18 protein-coding genes are annotated in these 21,287 nt (G+C 65.3%); 14 read left to right on the forward strand and 4 right to left on the reverse strand.

Translation table 11 applies throughout. The features are described from left to right. Positions 1–57 precede the first annotated feature (57 nt). Complete coding sequence (gene basC / locus KSS90_RS12835) at positions 58–1,377, forward strand: putative histamine N-monooxygenase (protein ID WP_217869695.1); 1,320 nt, start codon at positions 58–60, stop codon at positions 1,375–1,377. A 375-nt stretch (positions 1,378–1,752) separates the two neighbouring features. On the opposite strand, the gene KSS90_RS12840 is transcribed toward basC, so the two are convergent. After that, a complete protein-coding gene (locus tag KSS90_RS12840) occupies positions 1,753–3,858 on the reverse strand; it encodes a condensation domain-containing protein (RefSeq protein WP_217869696.1) in 2,106 nt (701 codons plus the stop codon). A 218-nt stretch (positions 3,859–4,076) separates the two neighbouring features. Between KSS90_RS12840 and KSS90_RS12845 the strand changes: the two genes are divergently transcribed. The 10 genes from KSS90_RS12845 (at position 4,077) to KSS90_RS12890 (ending at position 15,124) form a co-directional block, all read left to right on the forward strand. Then, complete coding sequence (locus KSS90_RS12845; RefSeq protein WP_217869697.1) at positions 4,077–4,595, forward strand: sigma-70 family RNA polymerase sigma factor; 519 nt, start codon at positions 4,077–4,079, stop codon at positions 4,593–4,595. A 120-nt stretch (positions 4,596–4,715) separates the two neighbouring features. Continuing rightward, positions 4,716–6,503: an ABC transporter ATP-binding protein gene (locus tag KSS90_RS12850; protein ID WP_217869698.1), complete on the forward strand. Its 1,788-nt coding sequence runs from the start codon at positions 4,716–4,718 to the stop codon at positions 6,501–6,503. Positions 6,504–6,505: 2 nt separating this feature from the next. Further along, on the forward strand, positions 6,506–8,275 hold the full coding sequence (locus tag KSS90_RS12855; RefSeq protein ID WP_217869699.1) for an ABC transporter ATP-binding protein: 1,770 nt from the start codon (positions 6,506–6,508) through the stop codon (positions 8,273–8,275). After that, on the forward strand, positions 8,272–9,216 hold the full coding sequence (locus tag KSS90_RS12860) for an ABC transporter permease (protein ID WP_046855604.1): 945 nt from the start codon (positions 8,272–8,274) through the stop codon (positions 9,214–9,216). The genes KSS90_RS12855 and KSS90_RS12860 overlap by 4 nt, the downstream gene beginning before the upstream one ends. Continuing rightward, positions 9,216–10,151 carry an iron chelate uptake ABC transporter family permease subunit gene (locus KSS90_RS12865; protein ID WP_217869778.1) on the forward strand — a complete coding sequence of 312 codons (936 nt, stop codon included), beginning with the start codon at positions 9,216–9,218 and terminating at the stop codon, positions 10,149–10,151. Before KSS90_RS12860 ends, KSS90_RS12865 begins: the two co-directional genes overlap by 1 nt. Further along, positions 10,148–10,930 carry an iron ABC transporter ATP-binding protein gene (locus tag KSS90_RS12870; protein WP_217869700.1) on the forward strand — a complete coding sequence of 261 codons (783 nt, stop codon included), beginning with the start codon at positions 10,148–10,150 and terminating at the stop codon, positions 10,928–10,930. The genes KSS90_RS12865 and KSS90_RS12870 overlap by 4 nt, the downstream gene beginning before the upstream one ends. Beyond that, complete coding sequence (locus KSS90_RS12875) at positions 10,927–11,889, forward strand: siderophore ABC transporter substrate-binding protein (RefSeq protein ID WP_217869701.1); 963 nt, start codon at positions 10,927–10,929, stop codon at positions 11,887–11,889. The genes KSS90_RS12870 and KSS90_RS12875 overlap by 4 nt, the downstream gene beginning before the upstream one ends. A gap of 227 nt (positions 11,890–12,116) precedes the next feature. Next, positions 12,117–14,354, forward strand: coding sequence for a TonB-dependent receptor (locus KSS90_RS12880; RefSeq protein WP_225933166.1), 2,238 nt, complete (start codon positions 12,117–12,119; stop codon positions 14,352–14,354). 222 nt (positions 14,355–14,576) lie between these two features. After that, positions 14,577–14,849, forward strand: coding sequence for a CopG family ribbon-helix-helix protein (locus KSS90_RS12885; RefSeq protein WP_217869702.1), 273 nt, complete (start codon positions 14,577–14,579; stop codon positions 14,847–14,849). Continuing rightward, a complete protein-coding gene (locus KSS90_RS12890) occupies positions 14,849–15,124 on the forward strand; it encodes a type II toxin-antitoxin system RelE/ParE family toxin (RefSeq protein WP_050705773.1) in 276 nt (91 codons plus the stop codon). Before KSS90_RS12885 ends, KSS90_RS12890 begins: the two co-directional genes overlap by 1 nt. Before the next feature lie 32 nt (positions 15,125–15,156). Here KSS90_RS12890 and KSS90_RS12895 read toward each other — a convergent pair whose 3' ends face one another. Further along, positions 15,157–16,053: a LysR substrate-binding domain-containing protein gene (locus KSS90_RS12895; protein ID WP_217869703.1), complete on the reverse strand. Its 897-nt coding sequence runs from the start codon at positions 16,051–16,053 to the stop codon at positions 15,157–15,159. A 120-nt stretch (positions 16,054–16,173) separates the two neighbouring features. Between KSS90_RS12895 and KSS90_RS12900 the strand changes: the two genes are divergently transcribed. Beyond that, positions 16,174–17,505 carry a serine hydrolase domain-containing protein gene (locus tag KSS90_RS12900; RefSeq protein ID WP_217869704.1) on the forward strand — a complete coding sequence of 444 codons (1,332 nt, stop codon included), beginning with the start codon at positions 16,174–16,176 and terminating at the stop codon, positions 17,503–17,505. 39 nt (positions 17,506–17,544) lie between these two features. Here KSS90_RS12900 and KSS90_RS12905 read toward each other — a convergent pair whose 3' ends face one another. Further along, positions 17,545–19,152, reverse strand: coding sequence for a methyl-accepting chemotaxis protein (locus KSS90_RS12905; RefSeq protein ID WP_217869705.1), 1,608 nt, complete (start codon positions 19,150–19,152; stop codon positions 17,545–17,547). Positions 19,153–19,398: 246 nt separating this feature from the next. Between KSS90_RS12905 and KSS90_RS12910 the strand changes: the two genes are divergently transcribed. Continuing rightward, positions 19,399–20,136: a PA3715 family protein gene (locus KSS90_RS12910; RefSeq protein ID WP_217869706.1), complete on the forward strand. Its 738-nt coding sequence runs from the start codon at positions 19,399–19,401 to the stop codon at positions 20,134–20,136. Between the two features lie 152 nt (positions 20,137–20,288). Then, positions 20,289–20,519, forward strand: a complete 231-nt coding sequence (locus tag KSS90_RS12915; protein WP_138217818.1) for a DASH complex subunit Dad3 — start codon at positions 20,289–20,291, stop codon at positions 20,517–20,519. Between the two features lie 326 nt (positions 20,520–20,845). On the opposite strand, the gene KSS90_RS12920 is transcribed toward KSS90_RS12915, so the two are convergent. Further along, positions 20,846–21,253: a helix-turn-helix domain-containing protein gene (locus KSS90_RS12920; protein ID WP_217869707.1), complete on the reverse strand. Its 408-nt coding sequence runs from the start codon at positions 21,251–21,253 to the stop codon at positions 20,846–20,848. Positions 21,254–21,287 lie beyond the last annotated feature (34 nt).

Consider the following 21,287-nt stretch of genomic DNA (forward strand, 5'->3'; position numbering starts at 1 on the left):
ATCGCCCCGGACCTGGCCCGGGGCGCCAATCATCGTTCTTGGGAAATCATCGAGCATATGGACATCGCACACCTGGATATCGCCGGCATCGGCATCGGACCGTTCAACCTGGGCCTGGCCGCGCTGCTGTCACGCCACCCGCACCTGAGCTGCGCGTTCCTCGAGCGCAAGGCGCAGTTCCGCTGGCACGAGGGCCTGCTGCTGCCCGGCACCACCTTGCAGGTGCCATTCCTGGCCGACCTGGTGACCCTGGCCGACCCATGTCACCCGCTGAGCTACCTCAACTACCTGCACCAGCACGACCGCCTGTTCCAGTTCTACTACTACGACCACTTCCAGGTGCCCCGGCGCGAGTACGACCACTATTGCCGTTGGGCGGCGGGCCAATTGCCGGGCTGCCATTTCGGCGAGGAGGTCACGGGCGTGCGCTATGACAACGCCAGCGAACGCTTTGTCATCGACAGTGTGTCGGTGTCGGGCCTGGAGCGGCGCTACAGCAGCCGCGACCTGGCCATCGGCCTCGGTACCCGGCCGTGGTTGCCGGCCTGGGCGCAAACCCGCACCCAGGCGCCGTTGCTGCACTCGGCGGAGTTCGGCAAGCGCCAGGGCGAGTTGGAGCAGTGCCGGCGCGTGGTGGTGGTCGGCTCCGGACAGAGCGCCGCGGAGTGCGTGCTGGCGCTGTTCAACGCGCTGACCCCGGAGCAGGTGGAGGCGGGGGCGTCGATCCACTGGATCACCCGCTCGGGAGGCTTCCACCCCATGGAATACTCCAAGCTCGGCCAGGAGTGTTTCACTCCGGCGTACATGAACTACTTCCACACCCTGGCGCGGGACAAACGCCGAGAGATCGTCGCCCAGCAGGGCCTGTTGTACAAAGGCATCAGCTTCTCGACCATCGGCGCGATCTACGACCTGATCTACGAACGCTCCATCGGCGGGCGCGAGCCTGGGCTGACGCTGTTGTCCAGCTGTGACGTGGAGACGGTTGAGGACCTGGGCTCGGCGGGGCTGCGCATGACCTTCCGGCATAGCCAGCTGGAGCAACGGGCAACGCTGGACGCTGACGCGGTCGTCGCGGCGACCGGCTATGCCCATGCCTGGCCGCAGTGGTTCGAGCAGCTCAAGGGTTCGGTGCTGGCCACCGACGCGCACGGCGACTGCCTCGTCGGTGAGGACTTCACCGCGCAGCGTTGCGATGGCGGCAGTGGCCGCGTGTTCGTGCAGAACGCCGAGATCTTCCAGCATGGCGTCGGCTCGCCGGACCTGGGGCTGGGGCCGGTGCGCAATGCGGTGATCGTCAACCAATTGCTGGGCCGGGCGCAGTACCGGGTGCCGCAGCGCTCGTCGTTCCAGCGCTATGGGTTGCCGGAGGGGTGATTGGCGTTTGGGTTGCGAGGTGTTCGCCGGGAGGGATGTTGCGCCTATGAAATCGAGCGCCGCCCGCGCGGCGCATCGCTGGCAAGCCAGCTCCCACATCTATTTCGGGCCAGTCTGTCCTGTGAAGTTGTCGCTGTCCGCCTTGGTGCATGCCTTGAGACAAGTGGGACGCCAGTGATGCCCACGCTGAGACCGTGTCGTACCCACAAGGCGTACAGCCGCGGCGGCGCAGGCATAACTGGCCCGAAACAGATGTGGGAGCTGGCTTGCCAGCGATACGCCGCGCGGGCGGCGCTCGATCTTGAAGGCGCTGAAACTCCTTCGCCAAACACATAGCAGGCGACGCTCAGTCCCAGAAGCGCCGCCCACCTTGAACTACAACACCACCGCAGCCAAAGCCCGCCGGCCACCATCCACCTCGGCCAACACACCGAACGCCGCCGAAATCATCGCGCACAGGCGCTCGACCTGAGCACCACTGTAGCGCTCGCTGCGGTAGGTGATCACCAGGCGCAGCGAGCGCTGGCCATCGAACACATCTTCCATGATCTCGAACTGCAGGCCGAACATCGACTCGCTCTTGTCCGGGTCGATCTGCTTGTAGCGGATAGCCCGGCCATCGGGTGCCTGCAACGCGCCATTGAGGGCGTTGTTGGCGTGGATCTGCACATACACATCGAACATCAACCCCTCGGCGGGGGTCATGCCCAGCGCCTGCTGGATGGTCTCCATGGGCACGTCGGCATAGGCCATCGAATCGTTGATCATCCGCGTCACCTCGCCCAGCAACCCGGCCAGCGACTGTTCGGGGGCGAACTGCACGCGGTGGGCGACCATGGTGGTGAAGTAGCCGACGGTGTCGAAATACGCAGGGTCGGTGCGCCCGGACGCCGAGGTGCCGATCACCAGGTCCGAGAGGTTGCCGAGCTTGTGCAGCGACAGGGCGATGGCGGTGTAGATCACGCTGAACAGTGACGACTGGTGTTGCCGGGCGCTGGCGCCCAGTTGCTCCAGCATGCCGGGTTCGGGACGCAGCTCCAGCCAGCGCGCACGCGTGGTCGCCTGGTCGGCGGGCAGCAGCGTGGCGTCACCGCAGGCGGGCAGGGCGAGGCCGCGAGTGGCGTCGCGCAGCAGCTCGGTCCAGTACGCCAGGTGGCGCGGGTTCGGGCCCTGGGCACTCTGGGCCAGGGCGAATTCGTGGAAGGTGCGCGCCGCAGCGGGCCATTGCGGCGCCCGGTCCTGGGCGCGGGCCAGGTAGGCCTCGGCCAGTTCGGCCATGATCACGTTCAGCGACCACTCGTCGATGGCCATGTGGTGGACCAGGAATGACAGTACCTGGTGGCCACTGTGCGGGTCACGCAGCAGGCGCAGCCTGAGTGGCAGTTCGCGGGCCAGGTCGAAGCGGTGCTTCGCCTCGCTGGCCAGGCTCGCGCCAGCGCTTTCAGCGCTGTTCCAGAACCACTTGAAACGGCCCAGCTCGGCCAGCGGCACGATGCGCTGGCAGGCGTCGTCGCCCTCGCCATGGTAAGTGGTGCGCAGGCTGGCATGGCGCTCCAGCAGGTCAGTGAAGGCCTGCTGCAGCAGCGCTTCGTCCACCAGGTCGTGGAAGTCCAGGGCAAAGGGCAGGTTGAAGATGGTGCCGTAGTCGAAGGCCGCGCAGGCGCGCCACAACGACGCCTGGGCCAGGGCCATCGGCGCTTGCTGGATATCCCTGGCCTGATCGCTGGCCTGGCTGGCTTGCCCTTGGCTCAGCTTGGCCCGTGTGGCCAGCGCCGAGGCGCTGGGCGAGGCGAAGAAGTCGCTGAAGCGCAGTTCGATGCCATGCTCGCCCTGCAAGCGCCCGATGATCCGGGTGGCCAGCAGCGAGTGGCCGCCCATGTCGAAAAAGTCATCGTCCAGGGTCATGCCAGGCTCCGCCAATGCCTGGCGGAACGCCTCGAGGATGCGTTGCGCGATGTCCGTCGAGGGCGCCTGCGACAACGGTTCGAGCACCAGTGGCTGGTCGCCGGCCTGGGCGTCATAGGCGGCGCGGATGCGTTCGAGCAGGGTTTGCGGCGACTGACGCAGCACCGCATGGCAGAGCAGACCGAGCGCAGCCTGGTGATCGCCGGCCAGCAGCAGGGCCTCGAACGGCGGCTGCATGGTGGAATCCCAGGGCGCCGCCTGGCGCGCCCGCAGCAAGGCGTCCATGCCCTCGGCCGTGCTCCGTTCGATGCGCAGGCACGGGTACCAGCCGAGCTCCTGGGTCTTGTACAGGTCGCCGTCGTCGCTGAAGTGGTAGCGGCTGTTCAGGCCCGGCGTGGCTTCGACCACCGCCTGCACGGCCAGGGCCAGCAGCGACAGGTCGGCCGTGGGCCCAAGGCGCCAGGCGCCCAGTTGCCGGTGCAGCTGCTCGGGTTGCTGTTGCTGGGCGAACCAGGCGAGCTCTTCGTGTTCATCCAGGGCCTGGGGCGAGGGTAGGGTGGTGTTGCGTTCCAACATGGTTAGCTTCCTGCTGTTCGATCGATCAAGGCCCGCGTCGGCCTTCACTGCCATCCATGGATCGCGGTGAGTGGCCGCGCAGAGGGTTCGCACCACCAGGGTGCATTGCGTGAATCCCGAGGATTCGTTATGGTGAGAAAGATGCAAATAATTATCATCTAGATTGGCGCACGTCAAAGGAAGCCGTCTGGAATGCACCACGCTCAGGGAGAGGTACCGTGGACAACGGAACGTTCGCGCTTCGTCAACAGCTGCAACAGCTGTATCAGGATCATCACGGCTGGTTGTGCGAGCTGCTGCGCCGCAAGCTGGGCAACGCGGTGGACGCGGCGGACCTGGCCCATGACATCTACCTGCACCTGATGAACAAGGGCCAGGTGCCGACGGCGGAACAATCGCGCTGCCACCTGACGCAGATCGCCAACGGCAAGGTCATCGACCTGTACCGCCGCCGCCAACGTGAAACCCGTTACCTCGAGGACCACGGCCTGCAGCCTGAGCCGCGGGTGCCCTCAGAAGAGGCGCGGGCGCTGGTGGTCGAGGCCCTGGGCGCGATCGACAGCGCCCTGCAACGGCATTCGCCCAAGGCCCGCCAGGCCCTGCTGCTGTGCCGGCTCGACGGTATGGCCCATCGCGCCATCGCCGCCGAGTTGCGGGTATCGGTGTCCTCGGTCGAGAAGTACATCGCCGCCGGCGTGCGCACCTGCATGCGCTACCGCATCGGCAGTGGCGCCTGAGCGTGGGCATTGTTTTTTGCGGGTTTGCCCGCCTCGTGCGGAATACAGGTTGAGAAGGACTGGCGGGCTGGGCGCCCAAGTGGCTGCCCGGCCTGCTCTTCGTGCTGAAAAGGAGCATTCATGAGTGTTGAACAAGGGGTGGCGGTGCAGCAGCCCGCCAAGGGGCCGGTCGCCGCTGTGCTGGCACCGATTCGCGGGCGCTTGATCGTCGCCGGGGTGCTCGCCGCGCTGGGCGCAATGCTCAGCCTGGCGCCCCTGGCCGCGATCGCCGAGGTCGCCCGGTTGGCGTTCGCTGAAGGGCAAGGCGTCGCGCAGGCCTGGCCGGTGATCGTGCTGGGGCTGGGCTGTCTGTTCGTCGGCATGGCCCTGATTTCGCTGGGCGACCTGGTGGCCCACCTGGCCGACAACCACATCACCGGAACGCTGCGCCTGGCAATCATCCGCCGCCTGGCACGGGTGCCGCTGGGCTGGTTCACCAGCCGCGCCTCCGGCGAGGTGAAGCAGGCCATGCAGGACGATATCGGCATCCTGCACAGCCTCACCGCGCACTTCTACACCACCCTCGGACGCAGCGCCGGGGCGGTGCTGGCATCGATCGTCTACCTGTTCGCCATGGACTGGCGCATGGCGCTGGTGTCGATGCTGCCGTTCCCGCTGTTCTTCCTGTTCTTCGCCCGTGCCCACCAGGCCAGCGCGCGCAACATGCAGGCCTTCGGCGCCGGCATGGGGCGGATCAACCAGGCGGTGGTCGAGTTCGTCAACGGCATCCCGGTGGTCAAGGCCTTCGGTGGCCAGCGCAAGGCGCATGGCAGCTACCGCGAGGCGGTGGACGCCTTCGCCGCGGCCTTCACCGACTTCACCCGGCCGCTCGTCAGCGCCATGGCCAATGCCAACGCGATGATCGCGCCGGTGTCGGTACTGGGCGTGGTGCTGGCGTTCGGCACGCTGTTCGTCGGCCTGGGCTGGATCACCCCGGTGCAGGTGCTGCCGTTCGCCCTGGTGGCGCCGGGCATCTGTGCGCCGCTGCTGTTGCTGGCCTATATCACCCACGACCTGAACAACGCCACCGGTGCCGCCCAGCGCGTGCAGGCGCTGCTGAACACGGCGGTGCTGGAGATCGACGGCCAGGGCGCCGGCAAGCTGCCGGCCGATGCGCGCATCGAGGTGCAGGGCCTGGGCTATCACTACGACCCGCGCAATCCGGTGCTGAGCGAGGTGTCGTTCACCCTGGAACCGGGCACGGTCACTGCGGTGGTCGGCGCCTCGGGCGCCGGCAAGTCGACCCTGGCGCGCCTGCTGCTGCGCTTCTTCGACCCCAGTGCCGGGCGTATCACCCTGGGCGGCGTCGACCTGCGGCAGATCGACAGCGCGCAACTGTACCGGCGCATCGGCTTTGTCCTGCAGGACGTGCGCCTGATCCATGCCAGCGTGCGCGAGAACATTGCCCTGGGCCGGCCTTCGGCGAGCCAGGAGCAAATCGAGGCGGCGGCGCGGATTGCCAATATCCACGAGCGCATCCTCGCCCAGCCGCGCGGCTACGACGCGGTGATCGGCGAGGACGTGCAGTTCTCCGGCGGCGAGCTGCAACGGCTGAGCATTGCCCGCGCGGTGCTGCTCGACCCGCCGGTGCTGGTGCTCGACGAGGCCACCGCGGCGGCCGACGCCGAAAACGAAGTCAAGCTGCAACAGGCGCTGTCGCGCTTCGCCCGGGGGCGCACGCTGCTGGTGATCGCCCATCGCCTGGACACGGTGATGCACGCCGACCAGATCCTGGTGCTGGACCAGGGCACCGTCGCCGAGCGCGGCAATCACGACGAACTGCTGGCCCGTCGCGGGCTGTATGCCCGCTTGTGGGCCGCCGGCGGCTATGCGAAGACGCGGGTGACCGCGCAGGTGGAGGAGCACTGATCATGTTGGGGACTTTCGTTCGACTGCTCGGCGACGACGCCGTGTTCCTGCGCCGCTACATCCGCCTGGCGCTGGTGTATGGCGTGCTGTGCGGGCTGACCATCGTCGCCCTGGTGCCGATCCTGCGTCACCTGCTGGGCAACCAGCTGGAGGCCGCCGGCCAGTGGCTGGCGCTGCTGGCCGTGGGCGTGGTGGTGTGCTGGTACCTGCGGCGCCGGGTGGAGAAGGCCGGCATCGCGGTGGGCATTGCCGTGCTGCGCGGTGGCCGCCAGCGCCTGGGCGAGCATGTCGGCACGCTGCCGGTGGGCTGGTTCAATGCCGCCAACACCGCGCGCCTGAGCCATGTCACCACCCAGGGCATGATGGAGATCGCGCAACTGCCGGCCCACGTGTTCACGCCGCTGTTCACCGGGGTGGTGACGCCGCTGGTGATCCTCGTTGCGCTGTTGCTGGTCGACCTGCGCCTGGGCCTGGTGGCCCTGGTCAGCCTGCCGCTGCTGGCCCTGGTGATGCTGGCGACAATGCGCCTTGGCCAGCGCGCCGACCAGCGCTACCAGCGCGACACCGCGCAGACCAGCCAGCGCATGGTCGAGTTCGCCCAGGCGCAGTCGGTGCTGCGTGCCTTCAATGGCGAGCAGGGCGGAACGCGCTTTCTGGAGCAGGCCGTGGCCCAGCAACAACAGGCGGCGCGCAAGCTGATCCAGCTGTCGGCGCTGTCATCGGTGCTCAACGTCTGGGCGGTGCAGACCAGCTTCGCCGCGTTGCTGGTGGTCGCCACGCTGTGGCTCGGCGAACAGGCCGGCGCGGGCTTCGACAACGCAACGGTGATCGCCACCCTGGTTGCGTTGGTGCTGGCGACCCGTTTCATCGACCCGCTGCTGGATGTGGCCGGCTACAGCGAGGTGCTGCGCGGCACCCGCGGCCAGTTGCAGGCGGTGGCCGAGCTGCTGGCCGTCGAGCCGCTGCCCGAGCCCGCCGCACCGCAGGCGCCGGTCGACGGTTCGGTGCAGCTGGAGCAGGTCGGATTCCGCTACGGCGACGACCAGCCCGAGGTGCTGCGCGAGGTCAGCCTGGACATCGCGCCCGGCAGCATGACGGCGCTGGTCGGCGCATCGGGTTCGGGCAAGACTACCCTGGTGCGCCTGATCGCCCGCTTCTTCGACGTCACCCAGGGCCGGATCAAGGTCGGCGGGGTGGATGTGCGGCAGATGTCCGCCGAACAGCTGGCCGGGCAGATCAGCCAGATCTTCCAGGACGCCTACCTGTTCCAGGGCAGCATTGCCGACAACATCCGCCTGGGCAAACCCGACGCCAGCGAGGCCGAAGTGCTCGAGGCGGCGCGGCTGGCCGGGGTGCAGGAGATCCTCGAACGTCTGCCCGAAGGCTTGCACACGCCGGTGGGCGAGGGCGGTGCGCGCCTGTCCGGCGGCGAACGCCAGCGCATCTCGATTGCCCGTGCGCTGATCAAGGACGCGCCGATCCTGCTGATCGACGAAGCCACCGCGGCGCTGGACGCCGAGAACCAGGCGGCCATCGCCGAGGCGCTGGCGCGGCTGCGCGGCAAGCGCACGCTGATCGTCATTGCCCACCAGCTGTCGACGGTGGCCATGGCCGACCAGATCGTGGTGCTGGACGAAGGGCGTATCCGCGAACAGGGCGCCCATGCCCAGCTGGCTGCCGAGGGTGGCTTGTACGCGCACTTCCTCGAGCAGCGCCGGGCCGCCAAGGGCTGGCGCATCGGTGAGGCCGCAGGCGATGGAGTGACCGCTTGAGTCGGTTGTTGCTGCCAACACTGTTGTTGCTGCTGTGTGGCGTTTCACTGATGGTTGGGGCCAGCCAGATGTCCTGGTCGGCCTTGCTGTCGGCCTCCGACGATGCCTGGCTGACCCTCACCGCCAGCCGCCTGCCACGCCTGGCGGCACTGGTGCTGACGGGTGTCGGCCTGTCGATCTGCGGGGTGATCCTGCAGCAGATCGTGCGCAACCGCTTTGTCGAACCGGCCACTTGCGGCGGACTCGACGCGGCCAAGCTGGGCATCCTGGTGGCCCTGACCGTGCTGCCGGGTGCCGGGGCCACCGGGCGCATGCTGTTTGCCCTGGTGTTCTGCCTGCTGGCGAGCCTGGCGTATGTGGCGATCATTCGCCGCATACGCTTCACCAACCTGGTGCTGGTGCCGGTGATCGGCCTGATGTACGGCAGCGTGCTCAGCGCCATCGCCGAGTTCTATGCCTATCGCCACAACATCCTGCAGAGCATGCAGGGCTGGCTGCTGGGCGACTTCTCGCGGGTGATCGAGGGCAACTACGAGATCATCTACCTGATCCTGCCGATCGTCGTGCTCACCTATCTATATGCCCAGCGCTTCACCGTGCTGGGCATGGGCGAGGGCATGGCTACCAGCCTCGGCCTGAACTACGCGGCCACCGCGATCCTCGGCCTGGTGCTGGTGGCGGTAACGGTGTCGGCCACGGTGATAACCGTGGGCGCGATCCCCTTTGTCGGCCTGGTGGTGCCGAACCTGGTGGCGTTGCGCTACGGCGAGAACCTCAAGCGCACCTTGCCCATCGTCGCCATGTGCGGCGCGGCGTTGCTGCTGGCCTGTGACATCCTCGGCCGGCTGTTGATCCACCCCTACGAAGTGCCCATTGGCCTGACCGCCGGCAGTGTCGGCGGTGTGCTGTTCCTGGTGCTGATCCTGTGGAAGTGCAAATGATGCGCCGCGCCGCCTGGTTGTTGCTGCCGGCCCTGGTGCTGGCGTTCCTGTTGCTGGGCTCGGGCCTGGACTTCAGCTACGTAATCCCCAAGCGCCTGGTGCGCCTGGGCGCGATCGTGGTGGCCGGGGTATGCATCGCCTTGTCCTCGGTGATCTTCCAGACCCTGGCTGGCAACCGTGTGCTGACCCCGGCAATCATGGGCTACGAAGGCATCTACCTGTTGTTCCAGGCCGTGCTGGTGCTGTGGCTGGGCACCGGCAGCGTGGCGCTGCTCGGCGCGCAGGGCAACGCGCTGCTGTCGATGGCGTTGATGCTCGGATACTCGTGGCTGCTGCAGCGCTGGCTGCTGCGCGACGGGCGCGGGGATGTCTACCGCCTGTTGCTGCTCGGGCTGGTGCTGACCATGGTGCTGGGCACCTTCACCCAGTTCATCCAGCTAAAGACCAGCCCGGGGGAGTTCTCGATTCTGCAGAGCCTGGGCTACACCAGCTTCAACCGCGCCCAGCCGGCCCAGGTGCTGTACTCGGGCCTGCTGGTGGCGGCAGTGGCAGTGCTGGTGGCGCGCGGCACGCGGGTGCTCGACGTGCTGGCGCTGGGCCGCGACCAAGCCATTGCCCTGGGCCTGGACCATGGCCGCTGCCTGCGCCTGCAGATGGCGCTGATCGCCGTGCTGGTGGCGGTGTCCACCAGCCTGGTGGGGCCGACCGCGTTCATGGGGGTGTTCGTCGCCAACATCGCCTACGCCCTGGCACGCAGCGCCCGGCACCAGGTGACCCTGCCACTGGCCTGCGCCGTGGCCATCGGCATGTTCCTGCTCGCCCAACTGCTGGTCGAGCATCTGTTCAACTACCGGACCAGCGTGAGCATCCTCGTCAACCTGGTGTGCGGCGCGTACTTCCTCGCGCTGATGGTCCGTACCCGAGGCACCCCATGATCACCCTCGAACACCTGCACAAGGCCTATGGCGACAAGACCGTGCTCGAAGACGTGAGCCTGGCTTTCCCGGCCGGCCAGGTTACCTCGCTGATCGGCCCCAACGGCGCCGGCAAGAGCACCTTGCTGATGTGCATGGCCCGGCTGCTGCCGCCAAGCCGTGGGCACATCCTGCTCGACGGCCAGGACATCGGCCGCATCGCCATCGCCGACTACGCCCGCCGCGTGGCCACCCTGCGCCAGGTACTGGACTTCAACCTGCGCCTGACCGTCGAGGAACTGGTCGCCTTCGGCCGCTTCCCCTACAGCCGCGGGCTGCTGACCGCCGACGACCACCAGGTAATCGACGAATCCCTGGATTTCCTGGGGCTGCAAGCGCTGCGCCGCGCCTACCTCGACGAACTCAGCGGCGGCCAGCGGCAAATGGCCTTCCTGGCCATGACCATCGCCCAGCGCACCGACCTGCTGCTGCTCGACGAGCCGCTGAACAACCTCGACATGAAGCACGCGGTGCAGATCATGCAGGCGATCCGCAGGCTCTGCGACGAGCAGGGCCGTACAGTGATCCTGGTGGTGCATGACATCAACTTTGCCGCCAACTATTCCGACCACATCGTCGCCATGAAGCAGGGCGCGGTGCATAGCCACGGGCCGGTCGCCGAGGTGGTCACCGAGGCCAACCTGCGCGCGCTGTTCGGCCTGGCGTTCGAGATCCTGCCCAGCGCGCAGGGTTTCGTCTGCAACTACTTCAACCCATCATTATCGAGAGAGCTGGTATGAACGGAATCTGCAAGATACTCCTGGCCGCCGCCGTGGCGGCCGCATTGCCGGGCTGCGACCAGACCCCGCCGGAGCAGGCGCGCGCCGCCAGCGCCGACTACGCCCCGGTGAAGATCGAGCACGCCCTGGGCACCACGCTGGTCGAACACCAGCCGCAACGCGTGGTGGCCTTCGACATGAGCGAGCTGGACACCCTTGACCAGCTCGGCGCGCCGGTGGTCGGTATCGCCAAGGACTATGTCGCGGGTTTCCTGGCCAAATACCGCGATGACCCCAAGGTGGCGGACGTCGGCACCACCATCCAGCCCAACCTCGAACGCCTGCATGCGCTCAAGCCCGACCTGATCCTGATCTCGCCGCTGCAGGCGCAGAGCTACCAGGAGCTGAGCCAGATCGCCCCGACGGTGCATTACGACATCGACATGGACAACCGCCAGGGCAATGTCATCGACACCGCCAAGCAGCATCTGCTGACCGTCGGGCAAATTCTCGGCAAGGAAGACTTGGCCCGGGAAACCGCCGCGCGCATCGATGCCAAGGTGGCCCAGGTGCGCAAGGTGACCGACGGGCGCCCGGAAAAGGCGCTGGTGGTGCTGCACAACAACGGCGCGTTCACCGCCTACGGTGTGCGTTCGCGCTACGGCTTCATCTTCGACACCCTCGGGGTCAAGCCGGCCAGCGACGATATGCAGGCCGGCCTGCACGGCCAGCCGATCTCCAACGAGTTCATCCACCAGGCCGACCCGGACATCCTCTACGTGATCGACCGCACCGCGGTGATGGAGCGCCGCGCCGCGCTGGACCGCGAGACCCTGGACAACCCGCTGCTGCGCCAGACCAAGGCGTGGAAGAACGGCCATGTGGTGTTCGTCGATCCGCAGACCTGGTACCTATGCACCGCCAGCGTGACCTGCCTGGAGCGGGTGGCGGACGAGGTGGTAAAGGGGTATCAGGGCTGACTTCCTGAAAAGGGGGGCTGCTGCGCAGCCCATTCGCCGGCAAGCCGGCTCCCACAGAAACTGCAGCCATGCGCGATTCCTGTGGGAGCCGGCTTGCCGGCGTTGAGGCCGGTACAGATGTGAAACCGATAGTGGCCAAGTGACTGTAATTTCTGTTGAGGGATTCGCCGACTCGTACGGAATGACTAATGAGAAACATTACCATTGCGTCCCGAAAGGAATCCCTCATGCCTCCACTGCAACATCCCCAGGCACCGAAACTGCCCCGCAGGGCCTTGCGCATGGCCGTGCTGCTGGGCATGGCCGCCATCGCCGGCAACGCCTTCGCGCAACCGCCACGCAGCACCACCTCGGCGCAGCAGCAAACCCCCGATGTAAAGGAAGAGGGCCTGACCCTGCCGGAAACCCTGGTGCAGGAAACCCGTGACGCCCTCGGCGTCCCGCCCCCGGAATATGCCGGGGGCCAGGTTGGCTCAGGCAGCCGGGTAGGGCTGATGGGCAACAAGGACTTCAGCGAAACCCCGTTCAACGCCATCAGCTACACCAAGGAATACATCGAGAACCGCCAGGCCCAGGATATCGGCTCGGTGATCGGTGCCACCGATCCGTCGGTCTACGTGCCGAGCAAGCGCGGCATCTTCGAGACGTTCTTTATCCGCGGTCTGTACAGCACCGGCAACGACATCACCTTCAACGGCCTGCCGAGCATGGCGCCGAACATGCGCGGCTCCACCGAGCTTGCCGAGCGCATCGAAGTGCTCAAGGGCCCGTCGGCGCTGCTCAATGGCATGCCTCCAGACGGCAGCGTCGGCGGCAGCATCAATATCGTGCCCAAGCGTGCCGGCGACGAGCCCCTGGCCCGGTTGACCGCCTCCTACGAGTCCGATGGCCTGGCCGGCATGCATGCCGATCTCGGCCGCCGCTTCGGCGACCAGAAACAGTTCGGCGTGCGCTTCAATGGCGTCTACCGCGACGGCGACACCCCAGTGGACGACCTGCAGCACCGCATGCAGCTGTCGTCGCTGGCCCTGGACTGGCGCGGCGAGCGGGCGAGGGCGTCGCTGGACTACTACCACCAGCGCGAGCGCATGGACGGGGTCAACTATTTCGGCATCGCCTCGATCAGCCCCGGTGTGACCCACCTGCCCAAGGCCAAGAAGGGCGATCACTCGCTGGCACCGGAGTGGGGCTACACCGTCAACGACACCGACACCGTGGTGCTGCGCGGCGAATACGACCTCAACGACTCGCTCACCGCATTCGCCGGTTGGGGCCATAGGGAAGGGGGCTACAACGCGCTGATGACCAGCGGCATGCTGCTCAATGATGCCGGCGACATCTCCGCCACACCGATCCGCTCGGCCCGAGATGGCGAGCAGAAGTCCGGCGAAGTCGGCCTGCGCGGGCGCTTCGCCACCGGCCCGGTCGACCACGCCTGGTCGCTGGCGGCCACCCGCTACGACTCCGAGAACAGTTTCAAGGACAAGCGCCTGTCGTCGAACATCCGCACCAACTACTACAACCTGGACTATGGCCCGCGCCCGGAGATCGGCGAGTACGGCAACGTCACCTCGCGCATGCGCGCCCGGCTGAGCAGCGAAGCCTTGCTCGACACGATGTCGTTCCTCGATGACAAGGTGCAGTGGACCGTCGGTGCACGCCACCAGAACGTGCGCGCGTCGAACTACAACGGCAACCACCAGCGTACTTCCAAGCCCTACGATGAAAGCCGGGTTTCGCCGGCCACGGCCTTGCTGGTCAAGGTCACCGACGAACTGTCGCTGTACGGCAACTACATCGAAGGCCTGAGCCAGGGCGGCATCGCCCCGGACAACGCGCGCAACGCCGGCGCGATCATGGCGCCGTACCAGACCAAACAGTACGAACTGGGCGCCAAGCTCGACCTGGGCACCTTCGCGCACACTGTCAGTGTCTACCAGGTGAAGAAACCCAGCGCCTATACCGATCCGCTCACGCAGATCTACGGCGTGTACGGCGAACAGCGCAACCGTGGCCTGGAATGGTCGTTCTTCGGCGAGCTTGAGCCGGGCCTGCGCCTGCTGGGCGGTGCGTCCTACACCAAGGCTGAGCTGACCAAATCGATACGCAAGGAAAACGAAGGCAACCAGGCCACCGGCGTGCCCAAGGTGCTGGCCAAGCTCGGCGTCGAGTACGACCTGCGTGAGATACCCGGGCTGACCCTGACCGGCAACGCCAACTATGCCGGCCGGCGCTATGCCACCGATGCCAACAACCTGTCGCTGCCGTCCTACACGATTTTCGATCTCGGGGCCCGGTATACCCTGAAGGTCTCGGACAAGCCGGTCACTTTGCGTGCCACCGTGCAGAACGTGACCAACAAGGCCTACTGGATCGGCTCGTGGAACGGCGGCGACGGCAGCGGACTGTCCGGTGGGCTGGGCACGCCGCGGTCGTTGTTGTTCTCCACCTCGGTGGATTTCTAGCCAACTCCATACTGGCTGCGTGGGAGCGGCGGTGAGCCGATGCGACTTGCCCCGCGACCACCAGCGCAGCCGGTGCCAAACTTTCCAGAACCTTGACGACGTTAAACTATTCACTATGATTAACTTTCAATCGAAATGCTGAGCAACTGCTGAGTCCGGACACCCGTGGAGGTGCTCATCACCGGCGGGGCTTTCAGCCAAATCCAGTGAGGAGCGCCAATCATGGCGAGCACCGTAAAAACCCGCTCTGTCACGGCTCACGTGCCCGTGCAACTTGCCGAGAAGGTGGATCTGCTGGCTGAACGCCTGGAACGTTCCAAGAATTGGATCGTCAAGCAAGCCCTGATAGCCTGGATCGACCAGGAAGAAGAGCGTAGCCGGCTGACGCGCGAGGCCTTGGCTGACGTTGATGCCGACCGTGTGATCGACCATCAGGCCGTTCAGGCCTGGGCCGATAGCCTCGGCACGGATACACCCTTGCCCGTGCCCCGCTGATGGACTTGAAGTGGACCAGCAAGGCGCTCTCCGATATCGCCCGACTGTACGAGTTTCTCGCCGCAGTCAACAAACCGGCTGCCGTGAGAACCGTCCAACAACTCACCGGCGCTGCCTCAATGCTATTGGCCAATCCGCGTATCGGTGAACGATTGGAAGAGTTCGAGCCACGGGATGTGCGCCGGATACAAATCGGCCACTATGAGATGCGTTACGAGATCGCGGACTCAACGCTCTTCTTGCTACGCCTCTGGCACACCCGTGAGGATCGGTAGCCCCGCGACCACCAGCGCAGCCGGTGCCACGCTCACAGCGCGTCCGGAAACTCTTCGCGCAGGCTGCTCCCCAGCCAATCCATGAACCACAACGCATCGGCACTCGGCGGCTGGGGTGGCGTCAGCAACTGATAGCTCTCCAGCGCCACGGCCTGTTCCACGCAACGCACCAGGCTGCCTTCGCGCAGTTCACGTCCGACCAGCACCTCGGTGGCCAGGGCGATGCCGTGGCCGCGCTGGGCCAGGTTCAGCACGATATCGTTGCTGATATGCGAAGTATCGGCCTTGACCCGCACCCTCAGGCCATTGGCGGCGAACCAGCTGTTCCACCAGGTGCCGTCATCGACATGGATCAGCCGCAAGGCGGGCAGGTCGGCAGCGCTCAGCCCTGCGGGCAACTGCGCCAGGTAGCTCGGCGCGCAGACCGCGAACACCTTCGGGCGGATCAACACCTTGTGTACACCGCTCAGCTCACCCGGCAGACCGAAGGCGATGCCCAGGTCCGCCTGGCGCGCATCCACGCTGGTGAACGTGGCATTGGGCTCGATGGCGATCCTCAGGTCCGGGCGCAGGCTGCGCAAGGTGTCGATACGCGGTGTCAGCCAGCGTGAGGCGAACGCCGGCACACAGAGGATGCGCAGCCAGCGCTCGTCACCACGTTGTCCCAGGCGCGCACCGGCGTCGGCGAGGATCTGCAGCGCCTGCGCTGCGGCCTTGTAGTAATGGGCGCCGGGCAGAGTAAGGGTCACCCCGCGCGGGGAGCGTTCGAGCAAGCGTACACCCAGCCAGTCCTCGAGGTTCTTCACATGCCGGCCGATCGCCGGCTGGGTCACGTGCAGCGCCTGGGATGCCGCGACATAGCTGCCCAGGCGGGCAGCGGCCTCGAACGCACGCACGGCGTTGAGCGGGGGCAGGCGATCTTCGGCCATGGGCATTCCTTGGTTGTTAGTTTTTTTAATAGTGAAGGCAAATTTATTGTGCTTTTCCCGCTGGCTCAAGTTGCAGACACTCGGAGCAGCGTATTTCCGCGCTTTACGAGGAGCCCTCCGATGCGGCCAATAACAATAAAGAAGTCGTTCAACGCTCTTTCCATCCTGGCACTGGCACTCGCCGCACTGGCCGGTGCGGCGCAGGCGGCCGACAGCCAGGGGGCCTGCGGCGTGCCGGGGCTTGAGCCTTGCCCGCAGCCTTTCGACAAGGTGCTGCCGGCGGCCAAGGACATGCTCACCTGGGACCAGGACACTCGGGTCGTGGGCTTTCGCAACACTTATCGCCTGTACGGCGGCGATGTCTTCGCCCCGCGCGGCGCCACGCCATACCCCTTGCCGCAGGCCAGTCACAAACTGAGCGACATGCACTACCAGTTGGCCGGCAAGACCCACAACCTGGCGGACTACCTGGCCAACCAGAGCGTGACCGGCCTGCTGGTGCTCAAGGATGGCAAGATCGCTTATGAGCACTACGGCAAGGGCAACACCCCGCAGACCTTGTGGACATCGCGCTCGGTGGCCAAGTCGGTGGTCAGCGTGCTGGTGGGCATCGCCGTCAAGGAAGGCAAGATCCACTCGCTGGATGACAGGATCAGCCGCTATGTCCCGGAGCTGGAAGGTTCCGAGTGGCAGGACGTGACCCTGCAGCAGCTGTTGCAGCACACCTCGGGCGTCGTCTGGGACGAGAACTACGCCTCGAAGGATTCGGACTTCTCGCACATGACCCAGTGCGAGGCCACCGCCGATCCCTATCACTGCGTGCTCGACCTGGTGCGTTCGGTCAAGCGCAAGCCCGGGGTCAAGCCGGGCGAAGTCTGGTCGTACAACACCGGCGGTGCCTGGCTGGTGGGCCGGGTGCTGGAAAACGCCACCGGCATGACCATTGCCGAGTACCTGCAGAACCGCGTGTGGAGCCGCTACGGCATGCAGCAGGCCGGGGTCTGGCATGCGCTGGTGCCCGGCAAGGTGGACATGGGCGGCCATGGCTTCAATGCAACATTGCGTGACTGGGGACGGTTCGGCCAGTTCGTGCTGAGTGGCGGACAATTGCCGCAGGGCGAAAAGCTGCTCCCGGACGACTGGATCGCGCGCTCCACCCACTGGACCCAGGCCAAGGGCTCAGTGACGACCGCCGCGCCCAAGGGTCAATACGGCTACCAGTGGTGGTACAACGCCCCGGCCCCGGACAGCGATGCCGAACCCAAGCGCACCGCCACCAGCGACCAGACGTTCTGGGCGCTGGGCATCTTCGGCCAGAGCATCGCCATCAATCCGGCGGAGCGCCTGGTCGTGGTGCAGTGGTCGACCTGGAAGAACGCCGAAAGCCCTGGCTCGCTGTATGACGAGCAGGCGGTGTTCGTCAACGCGGTGGCCAAGGCGCTGAGCCAGTAGCGCCGGGCGAGGGCAGGGCGCCGGCAAGCGCCTGCCCAGTCACACGCGAAACCGCGACACGCTCGCCTGCATGCCCTGGGCAATCTCGCCGAGGCGCTGCGCCGCCGAGGCCAGTTGCCGCGTGGTGTCGGTGCTGTCCCGCGACATGCGGGCGATCAGTTCTACCTGATGGGCGACATCCTGGCTGGCCCTGGTCTGCTCGCCGATGGTCTGCGAGATTTCTTCGACCACCGACGCAGCGCGGCGGGCGCCTTCACGAATCTGCTGGATCGACGCCCCGGCCTGGGTGGCCAGCTCCACGCCTGCGCGCACCCGGGTGACGCCGGTCTGCATGCTGTCGACGGCGTTGCCCGTGCTTTGCCGGATGCGTTCGATCATGCCGGTAATTTCCCGGGTCGACTGCGCCGTGCGCCCGGCCAGACCGCGTACTTCGTCGGCGACCACGGCAAAACCGCGCCCGGCCTCGCCAGCACGAGCGGCTTCGATGGCCGCGTTCAAGGCCAGCAGGTTGGTCTGCTCGGCAATAGTGTTGATCACCTGGATGATCGAGTGGATTTCTTCCGAGCTTTGTCCCAGCACAGTGATGGTTTCAGAGGAACGGTTGACCGCTTCGTCGATCCCCTGCATGCCGCCGACCACGTTGAGGATGACCTCGCCACCGTCGCTGGCCAGGCGCTCGGACTGCCCGGAGATGGCCTGCGCATCGCGGGCGTGGTCGGCGATCCGCGCCAGGTTGGCAATCATCTGCTCGGTGGCCGAGGCCATGCTCACGGCGCTGTCGGACTGCTGGCTGGTGCGTTGCACCAGGCTGCTGGAAGCCTGGCCCAGTTCATCGGCCACTTCGCGCAGCAGCAGGTTCTCTTCATGGATTGCCTTGATCATGCTGCCCAGGCTGTCGCGCATGTCTGCCAGCGAGCGCAACAGATGCCCGGTTTCGTCACGGTCGTGGACCTCGATCGCGGTGGTGAGGTCGCCCTGGGCGATACGCTCGGCAACGGCCATGGTCTGGCTCAATGGCCGCAGGATGGAGCGCAGCAGTAGGAAGGTGCATAGCGCCAACGCCAGGGTCGCCAGGATCATCCCGCCCACCAGCACGCTGATGCCCTGGTGCAGGGTGGCGGTGCTCTGTTCGCGGCTTTTGTCGGCATTGCCGGCGATCAGGTCGCTCAGGGTGCTGTTGCGCTGCTCCAACTCCTTGAAGGCGGCAACGAAGGCTGGCAACTGCGCCTGGGCCTGCTCAGGCGACTGCAAGGCCAACTGGATGATCGAGGTGGCACTGGCGATGTAGTGGTCGAGGAGGGGGCCCAGATCATTGATGGCCTGATGCAGGTCGGTGTCCAGAGGCAATTCCAGGTTGCTTTGCACGACACTGCGGAACCACTTGGCGTGCTCGTCGAGGTCGGCCAGCACCTGGTTGGCGGTGTCCGTATCGCCCGGCTTGACCAGCAGGGCGGCCAGCACATCGGCGCGCAGCGCATCGTGCATCATGTCGCCTTCCATGTGGTTGCGCAGGGCGGCCATGCTGGCCTCGCTGCGCTGCAACGCCTGGTTCTGGTCATGCTCGGCGAGCAGGCCGCTGCCGCCGAGCAACAGGGCGGCGAGGATGCTGACGAGACCGAACCCGATGGTTTTCTGGCGAATGTCCATTTTCGAACAGGCTCCGTGGGGTGGGTTTGGTGAGCATAGATGGTTCGAGGTATTTCGCAGGGGGAAAAGGACGGCGCTGAGGTGCGGTGGGAGATGCCGGATATAACTCAATTAAATGAATATTTAGTTGAGTTATATGTTTTTGCCATAAAAAGTCGGGCAGGGCGTACGGACGTTTGCTGACGCCAGAGACCGTGTGTAGTGTGTATCCGGCTCACTTACCCTCAAAGGAATGAGACATCTACCATGCGTGGACTCACCGCGTTACCGCTGTTGTTTGCCCCCATGATCGCCTGGGGCGACTGCACACAGAACCTGCAAAACTGGGCCCAGGCCTTGCACCCAACACTTGAGCTCGCCAGCGACTTTGCAGTCTGCAAGGTCAATCCGGCAGATACCAGCCAGGTCGTGGCAGCCTTGCCGTTGAAGGTGAACGTCGATGAATACGGACAAGGCGATTACAGCCTGGATGTACTGGTGGCCGATGCCGCCAGCGGCAAGATCATTGCCCACCATTACCAGGAGGCGGTGATCATCTCCGACGCGGTGCAGTTTTCAGGCCTGACGCTGGACACCGCGCGCTATCAGGTTGCGCCAGGGTTACGCGCATTTGGCGTGCGCATTCGCCACACAGGCTCGTCACGGGTCAATCCGTTCAGCAGTGAAACCCTGAGCCTGTACGAACACGACGGTTCGCAACTGCGGCAGATCATGGGGCATTTGGTTGTGAGCGAGAGTCATGGCGAATGGGACGGTGTCTGCGCTGGAGAATTCGGTGAGATCAAACGGACGCTGGCGATGGGAGAACCCGGCAAGGACGGTTTCAGCGGATTGCGACTTACCGAGATATCGACCGGGAGCCAGAGTATTGCCAAGGGCGCTGATGACTGTCAGGAAATCGAAGGTGTCACGCAGACGAAAAGGTTCAGCCTGGAGTATGACGGCGGTCGGTATGGAGTGCCCAAAGGATTGAGGTTCGAGTGAGTAGATTGGAAATGGGCTTGGTGGAGGATGGAATTTGGCCTCCCTCTGGGCGTACTGCTCAATACGAACCTACGCATAATGACAGGGCCTTATGTTGAGCGGCGTCCGGATAATGCCACCGGCTCCGGGCGTCGCTTAATATAGGGTCCATTATGCGCATCCAACTCTCGCTCTCTGATCGCGCCGTGCGCGATGCTAAGGCCTACATGGCCAACCCTGACCCTGAGCATGCCATCGAGTCGCTGATTGATTCGTATGGCGTCCTGGTGGCCGACATTCGCAAGCTGCGCTCCAGGGTTCGTCAGCTCGATGACGAATCCGCCGAGCTGGATGGCCTGGTTGAAAAGCTGAGATCTGTCGCCGCGCTGATCCAGGATCTCTAACAGTTGAGGGGCAAAACTCGACAGTTGAGGGGCAGCTTTGACATTTGAGGGGCCGGAGCTGAGTACCTGGTTGGGATCAGTCGCTCCGCGACCATCCCAGCCGGGGGCTCAGATGCGGCGGACAAGCGCAGCGCGTCAGTTTTCACGCCGTTTTGGCTGCTTTCCTTTGGTGTCCAACCGCTTTTGATCGACCTGCAGCGCCGTTTCCAGGGCAGATCTGATGATGACATTTGAGGGGCCGGCGTCCAGGTAGTTGGCCTGTTGGCCCGCCGAAGGCGGGTGGGGGTGCTGTTACACCCCCACTTTACCGCGGTTTCCCGCGATCTTTAGTCTCCGAGCACGCCTATTCGCTTGTTTCCTTCGTTGCGCTCACCATTCATGTACTCCTGCATTTCCAGGCCTTGGAGAATGGAACCGATGACATTGAGGGCTATAGGTTTGTGGGTTTCGTTCAAGCTTCCGAACCGTCGCAGCAGCCCCAACATCTGTATCTCTAACCCTCGCTCTGCATCGCTCAGCAAGATCTCATCGGTGGTACACCCGAAATACTTGGCCAGCGCTATGACCTTGTCAGGTGGCGGCAGGTTTTTGCCCTTTTCCCAGCTTGCGACCGTGTTTTCTGCCACGCCGATGGCCTCAGCCACGACTTTCTGCGACACCTTTTTGGTCGCCCGCTTGTTTCTGATGTTCTCACCGATGCTCATCGCCGTTTCATCTGAGTGCCCATGATTCATTGACTATATCTCCTGTGTTTTTGTACAGCTAATA

Source organism: Pseudomonas maumuensis, assembly GCF_019139675.1.
Taxonomy (GTDB): domain Bacteria; phylum Pseudomonadota; class Gammaproteobacteria; order Pseudomonadales; family Pseudomonadaceae; genus Aquipseudomonas; species Aquipseudomonas maumuensis.